The organism is Comamonas kerstersii (genome assembly GCF_008801935.1).
In the GTDB taxonomy this organism is placed as follows: domain Bacteria; phylum Pseudomonadota; class Gammaproteobacteria; order Burkholderiales; family Burkholderiaceae_C; genus Comamonas; species Comamonas kerstersii.
Window position 1 is genome coordinate 84214 of sequence record NZ_VZOT01000006.1, and the last position, 14480, is coordinate 98693.

A 14480-nucleotide genomic window follows, 5' to 3' on the forward strand; every position below is an offset into this window, starting at 1 on the left:
TTTTTCAGGGGTTGCTGCGCGTACCCAAGATGATGATGGCCATGCCCAGCAAACTCACTGCTACGCCAATCCAGTCGGTCATGGAAGGGCGCACCTTGTCCACCACCAGCAGCCACACCATGGCCACGCTGATGTACACCCCGCCATAGGCGGCATACACCCGGCCGGAGGCTGTGGGGTGCAGGGTGAGCAACCACGCAAACAGCGCCAGACTGGCAGCGGCTGGCAGCAGCAGCCAGGCCGATTTGTCTTGCTTGAGCCACAGGTAGGGCAGATAACAGCCCACGATTTCAGCCAGTGCGGTGGCAACAAACAGGGCGATGGTTTTGAAAATTTCCATGCAGCGATTTTCGCGGCAAGCGAGTTTGGCGTAGAGAGACAAAAAAGGGCTACGTCACCGGAGCCCTCGCTAGCATGACCGCAAGGTCTGGACTTAAGCCTTGGAGGCCGCTTGCACATGCTTGCGCAGGTGCTCCAGCGATTCCTCCACCTGGTCCACCAGTACCAGGCACAGATCACCAGGTTGCAGGCGGCTCAATGCATGGTCAATGGCGATAAATTCGCCGTGGATTTCCGTGGTGTAGCTGGTGCGCGTTGCACCCTCCAGTCCCTTGCGCAGCAGGGCCAGTACTTCGCCATCTTCACGGCCACGCTGGCAGGCATCCTGGTAGAGGATCACATCATCAAACGCAGCGCCCAGAATGCGGGTTTGCTCAATGATGTCCTGGTCACGACGGTCACCAGCACCGCTGATCACCACGCTGCGGCGGTTCGCAGGCATGGTGGAGACGGCCTGCGTCAGAGCACGGATGGCATCAGGGTTGTGGCCATAGTCGGCCACGATGGTGGCACCACGGTAGTCCATCACATTGAAGCGGCCGGGCGCGTTGGCACTGTCGTTGTGGAAGGACGCCAAGCCTCGACGGATGGTGTCCCAGGGCAGATCGGCCGCCCAGGCAGCACCAATCGATGCCATGGCGTTATCGACCTGGAAGCCAATCGTGCCGTTGCGGGTCAGCGGAATGTCTGCCAGTGCAATGCTTTCCTTGAATGCACCTTCCGCGCAGACGATGTGGCCATCATCGACATACACCACACGGTTGCCCTGTGCACGGTGCGTAGCCATGACGGGGTGGAAGCGCTCTGCGCCAAAGTAGATCACCTTGCCCTGACAAACATTGGCCATGGGTGCCACATAGGGGTCCATGGCATTGAGCACGGCATAGCCGTTGGGGGCCACGTTCTGCACGATGACGCGCTTCAAGACCATCACGTCTTCCACGGTGGTGATGTAGTTCAGGCCCAGGTGGTCGCCTTCGCCCACATTGGTGACCACGGCCACCTGGCAGCGGTCAAAGCCCAGACCTTCACGCAAGATGCCGCCACGCGCGCACTCCAGAATGGCGGCATCCACCTCGGGGTGGGCCAGCACATTGCGTGCACTCTTGGGACCAGAGCAGTCGCCGCTGTCAATCTGACGGCCATTCACATAGACGCCATCGGTATTGGTCATGCCCACGCGCAGACCTTGCGAGGCAAAGATGTGCGCAATCAGGCGTGTGGTGGTGGTCTTGCCGTTGGTGCCGGTCACGGCGACTACGGGAATGCGACCATCTTCACCGGGGCCAAACAGCAGGTCCACCATGGGGGTGCCCACATTGCGGGGCTTGCCGAATGAGGGTGCCAGGTGCATGCGCAGACCGGGGGCAGCATTCACTTCCACAATGCCGCCATTCTGTTCTTCCAGCGGCTTGAGCATGGTCTCGCACACCACGTCTACGCCGCAGATGTGCAGGCCCACGCAGGCAGCTGCTTCCACGGCGCGGGCGGCAATATCAGGGTGCACGTCATCGGTCACATCGGTGGCGCTGCCGCCGGTAGACAGATTGGCGTTGTTGCGCAGCACCACGCGCTGGCCCTGTGCGGGAATGGAGTCAGGCGTCAGGCCTTCACCGGCAATGCGTGCAATGGCGATGTCATCCAGACGAATCTTGGTCAGCGCCGTACCGTGGCCAGAGCCGCGGCGTGGGTCCTGGTTGACGATGTCCACCAGCTCGCGGATGGTGTGCTCACCATCGCCCAGCACCTGGGGAGGATCGCGGCGGGCGGCAGCCACCAGCTTGTTGCCAACCACCAGCAGGCGGAAGTCATGGCCGGGCAAAAAGCGCTCCACCATGACCACCGTTCCAAACTCCATGGCAGTGGCATAGGCACGCTCCAGCTGCTCGCGTGTGGTGATGTTCACCGTCACACCCTTGCCCTGGTTGCCGTCCTGGGGCTTGACCACCACCGGAAAGCCCACTTCTTCCGCCACTTTCCAGGCATCTTCCACATCCTTGACGGGGCGACCCATGGGCACAGGCACGCCTGCTGCATGCAGCAGGCGCTTGGTCAGGTCCTTGTCCTGGGCAATGGTTTCCGCCACGGAGCTGGTCTGGTCCACCTCTGCGGCCTGGAATTTGCGGGCCTTGGAGCCCCAGCCCAGTTGCACCAGGCTGCCTGCCGTCAATCGACGGAAGGGAATACCACGCGCCTTGGCTGCATTGGCCAGCGAAGCCGTCGATGGGCCCATGCGCTCTTCTTCATCCAGCTCGCGCAGCTCGGCAATGGCAGCCTTGACATCAAACTCGGTGTCGTTCAGGGCCGCGTTGATCAGCGCTTCAGACAGCTCCATGGCACGCTTGCCCACGGCTTCTTCCGAATACTCCACCACCACCTGGAAAGTGCCTGCCTCAACGGTTGCGTGGGTACGGCTGAAGGTGACAGGGCAGCCAGCCTGTGCCTGCATGGCCAGTGCAGCAGCTTCCAGTACATGGGCCATGGACAAGGTGTTGTCCATACCCTGCCCCTGCAGGCTGCCGATGGCGGGGAAACGCGCACGCACCTTGTCTTCAAAACCGGCAATTTGCGTGAAGTCGTGCTCTTGCGGCGTGCAGTGCACGATGCATTCGATGGCAGTGTTGCGGCTCCAGAGGTTGGGGCCACGCAAGGCACGGGTGCGAGAAATTTCCATGGTCTGTCTTTCCGCCAAGTTATGAGTCAAATTGGCTTCTAACGTAGATGTATCAAGCGCTAGCAGCTATGTTTATACAAGCATCAAGCCGCTTGATAGTCAAAAGTTTTGATGCCAGCAGCAATCAGCTCCGGCGTAATGTCCAGCGCCCAGGCGGTAGCCACAGCCGCCAGCAGTGCGGCATGGTCAGGCTCAAAGCCATTGACGGGGCGCAGCGCAGTCAGTGTGCCCAGCACACGCTCGGTGCTGTCCTGTACCAGCACCACCTCCTCGCCCTTGAGCAGCACGGCACGACCACCGGCTTCGCGGTGTGCGGCCACGGTGGCGTTGCTGGCATCCAGGCTGTAGAACAGCACCTGACCATCACACAGGCGGGCCAGATCGGCGGTCTGTGCATCATCGGCATTGAGCACACCTGCGCCACGCGTCAGCACCACATCGATCTGGGTGCGCAGCACGCGGGTCATTTGTTCGGCTTCATGGATATCGTGGTTTGCCAGCGCTTCGTAGCCATCCATATCGGTCACCACGCCCACCTGGCAGCGGTCATAGGCCAGACCTTCTTCCAGAATCGAGCGGGCCGAGGTCTGGATCACCGCAGCTTCCGCCAGGCGGTTGACCAGCAGGCGGTGGGCTGCATGCCAGTTGGTGTTGTCACCCTTCTGGGTCAGGCGACCTTCCAGGAAGGTGCCTTCGCTGCTGGCGACACCCGTGCGCTTGCCACTCAGCTGCAGCAGCCAGCCCACCAGGCGTGCGATAAAGGCGTTGTGGCGTGTTCCAGCAATGCCCACCACAGGAATGCGGGCTGCCAGGCCTTCGCTGTCGCCGTCCTCAGCGGGGAAGAGGTGCTCCACAATGGCCTGCCCCACAGGGCGCGCCACGCCCACGCTGGGCTTGAGGTGCATCAGCAAACCAGGGCCGCCATTGACCTCCAGAATGGCGCCACCCTGGGCTTCCAGCGGCTTGGAGATGTCCTGGCACACCAGGTCCACACCAGCAATATCCAGCCCCACCACCTTGGCAGACAGGGCAGCCATATAAGCCACCTCAGGGTGGACATCGTCTGTGCAGTCCACCGTCACCACCTTGGCGCGCGGGTCGTGCTGACCATTGGGGTATTCACCGCGCGAAGCCGCCACCACCTTGCCACCCACGACCAGCAGGCGGTGCACATGGCCAGGCACAAAGCGCTCCACCATCACATAGCGGGTGAGCTTGCGCGCCTCGTCATAGGCGGCGCGCACTTCGGCCTCAGAGGTCAGATTGACGCTGACGCCCTCACCCTTGTTGGAGTTGTAGGGCTTCACAGTCACGGGCAGGCCCATGTAGTCGGCTTCTTCCCAGGCATCGTCTGCAGACTTGACCAGCTCCCACTCAGGCACAGGCACGCCACAGGCCTTGAGCAGCTGTTTGCTCAGGTCCTTGTCTTCGGCAATGCCAAAACCGATGGCGCTGGTCTTGTCGGTCTCTGTACTCCAGACGCGGCGCTGTGCTGCGCCATAGCCCAACTGCACCAGATTGCCATCATTCAGGCGAATAAAAGGAATGCGGCGCACAGCGGCGGCATTGACGATGCTGGCCGTGCTGGGCCCCAGGTAGCGGTTTTCGATTTCTGCCTTGATGGCTTCGACCGCCGCCTGCACATCAAAGGGCTGGTTGTTGATGGCTGCCATGATCAGGGCATGGCCCTGATTCAGCGCCACATGGGCTACCGACTCTTCAGGGCAGCGGAAGACCATGCGGTACACACCACGCTGCGAGACACTGCGGGTCTGACCAAACTCAGCAGGCATGCCCGCCATGTTCAGCAGCTCAATGATGGTGTGCTCCATCACATGGCCGCACCACGTGCCTTCCTGCAGGCGCTCAATAAAGCCGCCACGGTGGCCCACGCCACAGTGATGCTCCACCAGCCCAGGCAGCCAGGCTGTCAGGCGCTCCGTAAAGCCGTCGATCTTGTTGGAGGGGTAGTCCTCCAGTTCGCCCAGGTCCAACCACACCTCAAGCACTGGACGGTAAGTCCATACGCTGGGGCCACGCAGGTAAGTGGTACGAAGCAGTTGGATGTCTTTGAATGTCGCCATGAATAATCAGCGTGGTGTTGAGAAGGCTGGGTCAGAAACCACAGTCTGAATAAGAAAGGCCTATTGTGTGCGGGAGGTAAAGCCAAAGCTGTTTGTCAGCCAAACTCTGCCCTGATACGTTCAAGGGTTTAGTTCCTACTCGATGGCAATGCGTTCTTGCAGAGAATACGCCTTGCCCACCTCCGTGGCTGAACAGCCAGCGCGGGGTTCCAACGATTCAACATGCAACATTTCCATCACGTCGATGCCTCCACCCCTCTAGGGGCCGAACTGCGCGAACAACTCGCACCCCATGAAAACGTGCAAGCAGCCCTGGCGGTTGACTTGAGCGTCTCGCTGCGCTTCGCTCCAGGGCTGCTGGCACTGACGGACCAGCGCATCATTGGCAAAGACGCCGATGGCGCATGGCAGGCCTGGCCCCTGACAGCCGAGCTGCAGCTGCGCCTGATTGACCATGCCGGAGTGGGCACGCTGGAACTGCACAACCAGACCGAACGCCTGGCATTGTGGCGCTTCACGCTGGGCCAGCAGACCCAGGTGATGCATTTTCTGCAGCGTTTTGACCGCCTGCGTGATGCCGTAGCCGCTGGCAAGCTGCAGCAGGCACTGGTCGCTCCAGAGGAAAGCCGCTGCCCCACCTGCAGCGAGGTGCTGCCCCCAGACAGCGATGAGTGCCCCGCCTGTGCCCGCCAGGCCGCTCCCAAGACATCGACCTGGGTGCTGCTGCGCATTGGCCGCTTTGCCAAGCCCTACCGCAAGCTGCTGATTCTGGGTTTTATCCTGACGCTGCTGTCCACCGCTGCGACCTTGGTGCCGCCCTATATGACCATCCCGCTGATGGATGACATCCTGGTTCCCTTCCAGCGCGATGGCAAACCTGTGGACATGTGGCTCACCGGGCTGTACCTGGGCGGCCTGCTGGTGTCCGCCCTGCTGGCCTGGGGCCTGGGCTGGGCCCGGACCTGGGTGATGGCCAAGGTGTCCGAGCGCATTGGCGCGGACATGCGCACCACCACCTACGCACACATGATGAAGCAGTCGCTGGAATACTTTGGCGGCAAGCGCACGGGTGACCTGATGAGCCGCATCAGTGCAGACACCGACCGTATCAATATGTTCCTGTCGCTGTATGCGCTGGACTTTGTGACCGACGTGATCATGATTGTGATGACGGCGGTGATTCTGGCCTCCATCAACCCCTGGCTGGCACTGGTCACGCTGGTGCCTCTGCCCTTTATCGTCTGGCTGATTCAGAAGGTGCGCGGCCGCCTGAGCGTGGGCTTTGACCGCACCAGCCGCGTCTGGGCCGAAGTGACCAATGTGCTGTCCGACACCATCCCCGGCGTGCGCGTGGTCAAGGCCTTTGCCCAGGAAGAGCACGAAATCGAGCGCTTCCGTCAGGCCAACCAGCGCAATCTGGAAGCCAATGACAAGGTCAACAAGACCTGGTCGCTGTTCTCCCCCACCGTGGGTCTGATGACGGAAATCGGTATCCTCATCGTCTGGGGCTTTGGCATCTGGCTGGTGGCACATGACCAGATCACCGTGGGTGTGCTGGCGGCATTCATTGCCTACATCGGGCGCTTTTACACACGGCTGGACTCCATGAGCCGCATCGTGAACATCACGCAGAAAGCAGCCGCTGGGGCCAAGCGTATTTTTGATGTGCTCGATCAGGTCAGCACCGTGCCAGAGCCCACCAACCCCGTGCAGCTGCAAAAGCCTGTGCAGGGGCGCATCACGCTGCAGGACGTAGGCTTTCGCTATGGCAGCCGCCAGGTGATTCGCAACCTGAATCTGGACATCCAGCCCGGCGAGATGATTGGTCTGGTGGGCCACAGCGGCTCCGGCAAGTCCACACTGGTCAACCTGATCAACCGCTTCTACGACGTCACCGAAGGCAGCATCCAGCTGGATGGCATCGACGTGCGCCGCATGGCCGTGGCCGACTACCGCCGCAACATCGGCCTGGTGCTGCAGGAGCCCTTCCTGTTCTTTGGCACCGTGGCAGAGAACATTGCCTACGGCAAGCCCAATGCCACCCGTGCAGAGATTGTGGCGGCCGCCCGTGCGGCCCACGCACATGAATTCATTTTGCGCCTGCCCCATGGCTATGACTCCGTGGTCGGCGAGCGCGGCCAGGGCCTGTCGGGCGGTGAGCGCCAGCGCATCAGCATTGCGCGCGCCCTGCTGATTGACCCACGCCTGCTGATTCTGGACGAAGCCACCTCTGCCGTAGACACGGAAACCGAAAAGGAAATCCAGAAGGCCCTGGACAACCTGGTACAGGGCCGCACCACGATTGCCATTGCCCACCGCCTGTCCACCCTGCGCAAGGCAGACCGTCTGGTCGTCATGGACCGCGGCGAGATTGTGGAAGTCGGCCCCCATGATGAACTCATGGCCGCCAAGGGCGCCTACTGGCGCCTGTATGAAGCCCAGGCCCGCCGCGCCGAAGAAGATGCACAGGCGGCCGGTCTGACCGTGGCCCGTGAAGGAGAAAAAGCATGAGTGCCGCCACCATCACCCTGCACCGCAATACCCATGGCCGCCTGTGCCTGACGCTGGCAGACGGCACTTTGCACGAAGACATCACGCCCGTGCGTGCCTTTCCGATTGCTGCACCTGAGGAAGCCATCGCTCTGGTCGGCAGCAACGGCAAGGAGGTCTACTGGATTGACCAGCTGGCCGAACTGCCAGCCCCTATGCAGCAGCTGCTGGCCGAAGACTTTGCCGTGCGCGAGTTTGTGCCCGAAGTGCTGCAGATCGAAGCCATTGATGCGATTTCCGTGCCCAGCACCTGGACGGTGCGCACCGACAAAGGCGTGGCCAAGCTCACGCTCAAGGCCGAGGAAGACATCCGCAAGCTCGAAGGCCGCCACCACCTACTCATCACCAGCCGTGACGGCGTGCAATACCGCATCCGCGACGCACGCCAGCTGGACAAGGCATCGCAGAAATTCCTAGAGCGTTTCCTGTAACAGAATGGCCCTCTGCCGAATGGGCCAGGAGCGATTCCGACGAACGGTCGATTTTTTTCAAAAAATCTTCTAAATTTTCGCTTCACGCTGCCGATAAAGGTGACGGAACCAATTTTTGACGATCACCACCAGCTGAGGTCCTCACCATGTCCATACCACCTGTAGAGCGCAATCCCATCCAGTGGACCAACACCCAAGGTGCGAATTTGTATTCCACAGGTGCGTCTGGTCCCGCCGCCATCCGCCCGGTTCATCCCGTGAATGCCGTGGAGTCCACCGACAAGCTCGGCGAGGGTGTCACGGTCACCATCAAGAGCCCTGAGCGCCCCACCGACGTCAGCCGCGAAGACCGCGACTGGACCGAAGTGCAGGCCAAGCAGGTCAAGGAAGAAGAGCAGGAGCCGCCCAAGGAGCCGCTGTACAAGCAGCTGATTGAGCACATCCAGTCCATGTGGCGCGCCAGTGCCATGGCGGTGGAAGTGTTTGAACAGGCACAGAAGACCGACCAGCAGGAGCGCAACATGCAGCAGGTGCGCAATGAACCGCTGACCTACGAAGAGCCACGCGTCAAGCGCACCGGCGGCCTGTAAGCCTTCTTTCCACCCACAAAAAAGCCACTTGAAAGTGGCTTTTTTTGTGCTCTGGGGGCAGCGTCCGCCTAAATATTGGCAATCCCGCTGCGCACATGCCCGGCAGGCACATGGGCGCTGGCGGACTGCACATGGCCCGTCTGGTCGTCAAAGAAAAAGTCTGGCGCGAACTCGCGCAGAAACTCGCCCTTGGGCAGACCGCCCAGGAACATGGCTTCATCCACCTCGATCTGCCAGTCCATCAGCGTGCGAATGGCCCGCTCATGCGCCGGTGCGCTGCGGGCTGTCACCAGCGCGGTGCGCAGGCGCATGCCGCCCGTGTCACCGTCCTGCGCCGCCTGCTGCAAGCGGTGCAGCGCCACCAGCAGCGGCTTGAAAGGGCCATCCGGCAAGGGCTGGGTCACATGCTCCACCTCATGCTGCATGAAAGCTGCCAGCCCATCACGCTGGTAGACGCGCTCGGCCTCGTCGCTGAAGAGCACGGCATCACCGTCAAAAGCAATACACACTTCCTGTGGGTGGGCGTTGCTGGCACCGGCGGATTCCGTAATCACCCGCGCTGCGGGGTAGCCCAGGTTCAGCGCCTCGGTCACATCTGCCGCATTGGCAGACAGGAACAGGTGCGCCCCCAGCGGCCGCAGATAGGCATATGGGTTTCGCCCCTGGGTAAACACGCCGCGCTGAATGCTGTCCAGCCCATGGGCTTTGGCGCTGCGAAACACGCGCATGCCGCTGACCGGGTCATTGCGCGAGAGCAACACCACCTCCACCCGCCGCTGACCGCCCTGGTTAAAGGCCAGCAGCTTGCGCACCAGGGGCAGCGCCACACCGGGCGCAGCAGGCACATCCAGGCGCTCACGCTGTAGCCGCACGTAGGCCGCGGGATCTTCATCAAACACACGGTTTTCGGCTTCAAAGTCGAACAGCGCGCGCGAGGAAATGGCAACAACGAGTTGGTCTTGCAGCGAAACAGCCATGGCGGGAAGGCTCCGGAGCTTTCAGAGGATCAGGGCTTGGCCACCGCCTGGGCAGCAATCTCCAGACTGCGCAGGCGCAGTGCTGGATCGTACACATCGCTGACCAGAATCAACTCATCGGCCTCGCACTGCTGCTGGATGCGTGCAAAGCCCTGGCGCACGGTCTCTTCGCTGCCGACCACCGACATGGCCAGAAAGTCGTTGATGGCCGCCTGCTCGCGCGGGCCAATCATCTGCATGAAGCCTTCCAGCGGCGGCGGCATCTTGCCGCGCTGACCGGTCAGAATGCCGAGCACGCGCTGCTGGCTGCTGGTGGCCAGGTACTGCGCTTCTTCGTCCGTAGGCGCTGCCACCACGGGCACGCCGACCATGACATAGGGCTTGTCCAGCACCGCCGAGGGGCGGAAAAGCTGGCGGTACATCGCAATCGCCTGATGCAAAAAGCGCGGCGCAAAGTGGGAGGCAAAGGCGTAGGGCAAGCCCTTCATGGCAGCCAGCTGGGCGGAATACAGGCTGGAGCCCAGCAGCCAGATAGGAATATTCGTGTCCGTGCCCGGCGTGGCGCTGATGCGTGCCTGCGGGTCCGCAGGGCCCAGCAGGCGCTGCAGCTCAGCCACATCGCGCGGAAAGTCTTCTTCGGTTTCCAGCCGGTCGCGGCGCAGCGCACGCATGGTGGCACCGTCCGTGCCTGGTGCACGGCCCAGCCCCAGATCAATACGGCCCGGATACAGCTCGGCCAGTGTGCCAAAGGCTTCGGCCACCACCAGCGGCGCATGGTTGGGCAGCATAATGCCGCCCGAGCCCACACGGATGCGCTCGGTCTTGCCCGCAATATGCCCAATCAGCACCGCCGTGGCCGAGCTGGCAATGCCGGGCATGTTGTGGTGCTCTGCCAGCCAGTAGCGCACAAAGCCCAGTTCCTCAGCCTTCTGAGCGGTCTGCACCGCAATGTCCAGCGCCTCGCGCACCGTGCCGCCTTCGCGCACGGGCACCAGATCCAGCATGGAAAGACGTGGTTTTTTCACCCACATACCACATTAACTCCTATTTCAAGAGCTGCTAGCGCTTGCAATTTCTATGTTTCAAATACTTTTTTATTTGAAACCTTTGATAATCAAGCGCTACAAGCTCACTTTTTTGCCATCTGACGCTGATTGACTTCGTTCTTGCTGATGATGGCCACCAGCACCGCCCAGACAATGGCCACCACAGCCACGCCCCAGTTGTTGTCGCCCATTTCCATGGACACAAAACTCAGCGGCAGCGCAATCAACGCGCCCAGGCGGATAAAACGGTTCAGGGCAAAGGCGCTCAGCCGGGCCTTGAGCAGCAGCAAGGCCACCAGGCTCACAATCGCCAACAAGCTAATGTAGAGAAAGGGATCGCCACCGTAAGGAGTGGCCCAGGCACGCAGAGATTCCATCATGCAGACATTGTGAGGCAGAAGACTTGCGCCACCTGCCTGCAAGGCCTTTGCGCTGCGGGAATATCAGCCCAGTGCCTGCAGGGCCGCAGCGTGCATCTGCCACGGCAGCTGCTGCCAGCCGCCATAGGCGGGGGCTGGCAGCGTCCAGTCTGCCGATGTGGGTTGCGCCTGCCCATAGTGCAGCAGCCACTGCACGCAGCGCGCCACGCCAGCATGCGTGACCCAGACCACATCCCGCTGGCCCTGCTGGCTATCGTGCAGCCAGCTCTCACGCAGGGCCGCCGCTACGCGCTGCAACATGCCCCCCAGGCTTTCTCCGCCACCGGGCGCTACCCCATACAAATCCTGCGCCCAGGCATCGACCTGCGACTTGCCAATATCGCGCCAGGCCATGCCTTCCCACTGACCAAAATCCATTTCCTGCAGCCGCGGATCACACACCAAATCGGCTTCTGAGGCTTGCAATGCAAGCGCCAGCTGCTCACATCTTTGCAATGGGGAATAGCGCAGCAGCGCCCCTTGCGGCATCTGCGCCGCAAAGCGCATGGCGGCCTGCAAGGTCTGGCCGGGGTCAGCGGGCACATCCAGCCGCCCATAGCACACGCCCTGCGCAATCAGGGGCTGGGCATGGCGCAGCAGCCACAGGCAGGCGGGCCGCTTCATGCCACACACTGCGCCAGCACCATGCCAGCGGTCAGATACAGGGCCAGCTCACAGACCTGCTGCGTCGCGCCCAAGCAATCGCCCGTCATGCCGCCCAGACGGCGCTGAAAGCGCCAGCCCATATAGGCCGTCACCAGCACCGCTACCAGCAGCAGCGCCACCACCAGCGGCCAGCCCAGATACACCCACAGCGCCACCACGGCAGGCAGGCACCAGAGCCAGCCGGTGATTACCCCCGCCCAGCCCAACGGCTGACCGGCGATGTGCAGTGTCTTCGAGGTGGCAGGCAGACTCACATGACGCAGCGCGCGCATCAGCAGCAAAGGTGCACCGCGGGAGAGCACATGCACGCAACACAGCAGCAAGGCGCCAGCGGCGATGTCGATCGACAGCAGCAACGCTACCAGCACCACCTTGACCAGCAAGCCCATGCACAGCGCCATCACACCGTAAGCGCCCAGGCGTGAATCCTTCATCACCTCCAGCGCACGCTCGGCAGGCAAGTGACCGCCCAGGCCGTCCGCCACATCGGCCATGCCGTCTTCATGAAAGCCGCCCGTGACACACAACGTCGCCACCGTACTCAACACGGCAGCCACCCAGGGCAGCAGGGGCTGTGCAGGGAGCAGGTAGTTACAGCCCAGCACCACGGCCAGCGCCAGCAGGCCCACCAGCCAGCCCACGCCCGGCAAGTGCGCCGCGCTGGCACGCTGCAGCTCAGGGCTCCAGCCCACCCAGGCGGCCAGCCGCCCCGTCACGGGGATGCGACTGAAGAACTGCACAGCCAAAAGAAAGTGACGCAATGCCTGCATGAATCATTCAAAAAAAAGGAGCTGCTCTCGCTGACCCATTCATGCTTTGCAAGTACTTTGATTTGCAAACCATGGATAGACAAGCGCCAGCAGCTCCGTTTTTAGTAGTCGACTTACTTCAGGAACAGCTGGTAAGCCGGGTTGTGGGTTTCTTCCACCCAGGGGTAGCCCAGCTGCTTGAGGAAGCTTTCAAACTTCTTGCTGTCCTTGGCGGGCACCTGCATGCCCACCAGAATACGGCCATAGTCCGCGCCCTGGTTGCGATAGTGGAAAAGCGAAATATTCCAGGTCGGCGCCATCAGGCTCAGGAACTTGAACAGCGCTCCGGGCCGCTCGGGGAAGACAAAGCGCAGCAGACGCTCATCCTGCGCCAGCGGGGAATGGCCGCCCACCATGTGGCGCAGGTGCTCCTTGGCCATTTCGTCAAAAGTCAGGTCGAGCGCAGCAAAACCGTTTTTCTCAAAGTTCTTGGTGATTTTTTCGCTCTCACCCTTGGCATTCGTGGTCAGGCCCACAAACACATGGGCCTTGCTGTCGTGGCTGATGCGGTAGTTGAACTCCGTCACATTGCGTGCACCGCCAGGCAGCTTGCCCACCACTTCACAAAAGCGCTTGAAGCTGCCGCGCTCTTCGGGAATGGTCACGGCAAACAAGGCCTCACGCTCTTCACCGACCTCGGCACGCTCAGCCACAAAGCGCAGACGGTCAAAGTTCATGTTCGCGCCGCACAGAATGGCTGCGTAGGTCTCACCCTTGGTCTTGTGCTTGGCCACATACTGCTTGATCGCCGCCACCGCCAGCGCGCCAGAAGGCTCCACAATGGAGCGGGTGTCTACAAAAATATCCTTGATGGCGGCGCAGACCTGGTCGGTATCCACCTCGATGTAGTCATCCACCAGCCCCTTGGCAATGCGGAAGGTTTCTTCACCCACCAGCTTGACGGCCGTGCCATCCGAGAACAGCCCCACATCGGGCAGCTCCACCCGCTCACCCGCCTGCACAGACTGCAGCATGGCGTTGGAATCCCTGGTCTGCACGCCAATCACCTTGATCTCTGGGCGCACGGCCTTGATGTAGTTGGCCACGCCAGAAATCAGGCCGCCACCGCCAATGGCCACAAACACCGCATCCAGCCGTGGGCTGCCCAGCTTTTGCAGCTGGCTGAGCATTTCCATGGCAATCGTGCCCTGGCCGGCAATCACATCAGGGTCGTCAAAGGGGTGGATAAAGGTCATGCCCTGCTCTTTTTGCAGCTTGACCGAGTGCTTGTAGGCGTCCGAATAGCTGTCACCTGCCAGCACCACTTCACCGCCCAGCGCAGCCACGGCATCCACCTTCACCTGGGGCGTGGTCGTAGGCATCACGATCACAGCACGGCAGCCCAGCTTTTTCGCCCCCAGCGCCACACCTTGCGCATGGTTGCCTGCAGAGGCACAGATCACGCCCTTGGCCAACTGCTCCTGCGAGAGATTGGCCATCTTGTTGTAAGCACCCCGCAGCTTGAAGCTGAACACCGGCTGCTGGTCTTCACGCTTGAGCAGTACCTTGTTGTGCAGGCGGCGGCTCAGATTCCTGGCGGGTTCCAGATCTGACTCAATCGCCACGTCGTACACGCGTGCATTCAGGATTTTTGTCAGGTAATCAAAGGGCGTGAGTGTCTTTTTCTGTGTCATACAGCGACCAAGCAAGCGGTATCCAGTGAGCGCGTCCGGCGACACGCAAAAGAAACCATCATAGGCACTCACAGGCGCGCCAACCATCACCGTGTCGCAACGCCCCCATCGTCAGCGCAAAAAAAAGCCCCGAGCCGCTGGGGCTTGGGGCTGAATCCACCGTTAGAGGAGGTGGAGGAGACAACTGGTGCGCTACAGTCTGAACTGTGGTGCGTCGCTTGCCTGACAAGCGATGAGCGCGAAGCCTAAATTGTACGGCGT

At 61.5% G+C, this 14480-nt stretch carries 12 protein-coding genes; 3 read left to right on the forward strand and 9 right to left on the reverse strand.

Features of this window, described 5'->3' with window-relative positions:
• Positions 1–4 precede the first annotated feature (4 nt).
• From F7P80_RS10695 to F7P80_RS10705, 3 genes are all read right to left on the reverse strand, one after another.
• On the reverse strand, positions 5–340 hold the full coding sequence (locus tag F7P80_RS10695; protein ID WP_151044657.1) for a YnfA family protein: 336 nt from the start codon (positions 338–340) through the stop codon (positions 5–7).
• Between the two features lie 93 nt (positions 341–433).
• Entirely contained in the window at positions 434–3013 is a 2580-nt protein-coding gene (gene cphA / locus F7P80_RS10700) for a cyanophycin synthetase (protein ID WP_151044659.1), read from the reverse strand.
• Positions 3014–3096: 83 nt separating this feature from the next.
• On the reverse strand, positions 3097–5097 hold the full coding sequence (locus F7P80_RS10705) for a cyanophycin synthetase family protein (RefSeq protein ID WP_151044661.1): 2001 nt from the start codon (positions 5095–5097) through the stop codon (positions 3097–3099).
• 222 nt (positions 5098–5319) lie between these two features.
• Between F7P80_RS10705 and F7P80_RS10710 the strand changes: the two genes are divergently transcribed.
• The 3 genes from F7P80_RS10710 to F7P80_RS10720 all read left to right on the forward strand — a co-directional run bounded on the left by F7P80_RS10710 (position 5320) and on the right by F7P80_RS10720 (position 8668).
• On the forward strand, positions 5320–7608 hold the full coding sequence (locus F7P80_RS10710; protein WP_054065172.1) for a cyanophycin metabolism-associated ABC transporter: 2289 nt from the start codon (positions 5320–5322) through the stop codon (positions 7606–7608).
• Positions 7605–8078: a cyanophycin metabolism-associated DUF1854 family protein gene (locus F7P80_RS10715; protein WP_151044663.1), complete on the forward strand. Its 474-nt coding sequence runs from the start codon at positions 7605–7607 to the stop codon at positions 8076–8078. Before F7P80_RS10710 ends, F7P80_RS10715 begins: the two co-directional genes overlap by 4 nt.
• A 146-nt stretch (positions 8079–8224) precedes the next feature.
• Positions 8225–8668 carry a hypothetical protein gene (locus F7P80_RS10720; RefSeq protein ID WP_077344493.1) on the forward strand — a complete coding sequence of 148 codons (444 nt, stop codon included), beginning with the start codon at positions 8225–8227 and terminating at the stop codon, positions 8666–8668.
• A gap of 68 nt (positions 8669–8736) precedes the next feature.
• Here the strand turns inward: F7P80_RS10720 and F7P80_RS10725 are convergent, their stop codons facing one another.
• The 6 genes from F7P80_RS10725 to ilvA all read right to left on the reverse strand — a co-directional run bounded on the left by F7P80_RS10725 (position 8737) and on the right by ilvA (position 14219).
• Positions 8737–9645 (reverse strand): 5'-nucleotidase, encoded by a 909-nt coding sequence (locus tag F7P80_RS10725; RefSeq protein ID WP_151044665.1) that lies wholly within the window; start codon positions 9643–9645, stop codon positions 8737–8739.
• 29 nt (positions 9646–9674) lie between these two features.
• Positions 9675–10676: an LLM class flavin-dependent oxidoreductase gene (locus tag F7P80_RS10730; RefSeq protein WP_151044667.1), complete on the reverse strand. Its 1002-nt coding sequence runs from the start codon at positions 10674–10676 to the stop codon at positions 9675–9677.
• Positions 10677–10774: 98 nt separating this feature from the next.
• Positions 10775–11071, reverse strand: coding sequence for a hypothetical protein (locus F7P80_RS10735; protein WP_151044669.1), 297 nt, complete (start codon positions 11069–11071; stop codon positions 10775–10777).
• A 63-nt stretch (positions 11072–11134) separates the two neighbouring features.
• Complete coding sequence (locus F7P80_RS10740; RefSeq protein WP_151044671.1) at positions 11135–11734, reverse strand: histidine phosphatase family protein; 600 nt, start codon at positions 11732–11734, stop codon at positions 11135–11137.
• Positions 11731–12546, reverse strand: coding sequence for an adenosylcobinamide-GDP ribazoletransferase (locus F7P80_RS10745; RefSeq protein ID WP_151044673.1), 816 nt, complete (start codon positions 12544–12546; stop codon positions 11731–11733). Before F7P80_RS10745 ends, F7P80_RS10740 begins: the two co-directional genes overlap by 4 nt.
• 113 nt (positions 12547–12659) lie before the next feature.
• A complete protein-coding gene (gene ilvA, locus F7P80_RS10750) occupies positions 12660–14219 on the reverse strand; it encodes a threonine ammonia-lyase, biosynthetic (RefSeq protein ID WP_054065164.1) in 1560 nt (519 codons plus the stop codon).
• Between the last annotated feature and the right edge of the window lie 261 nt (positions 14220–14480).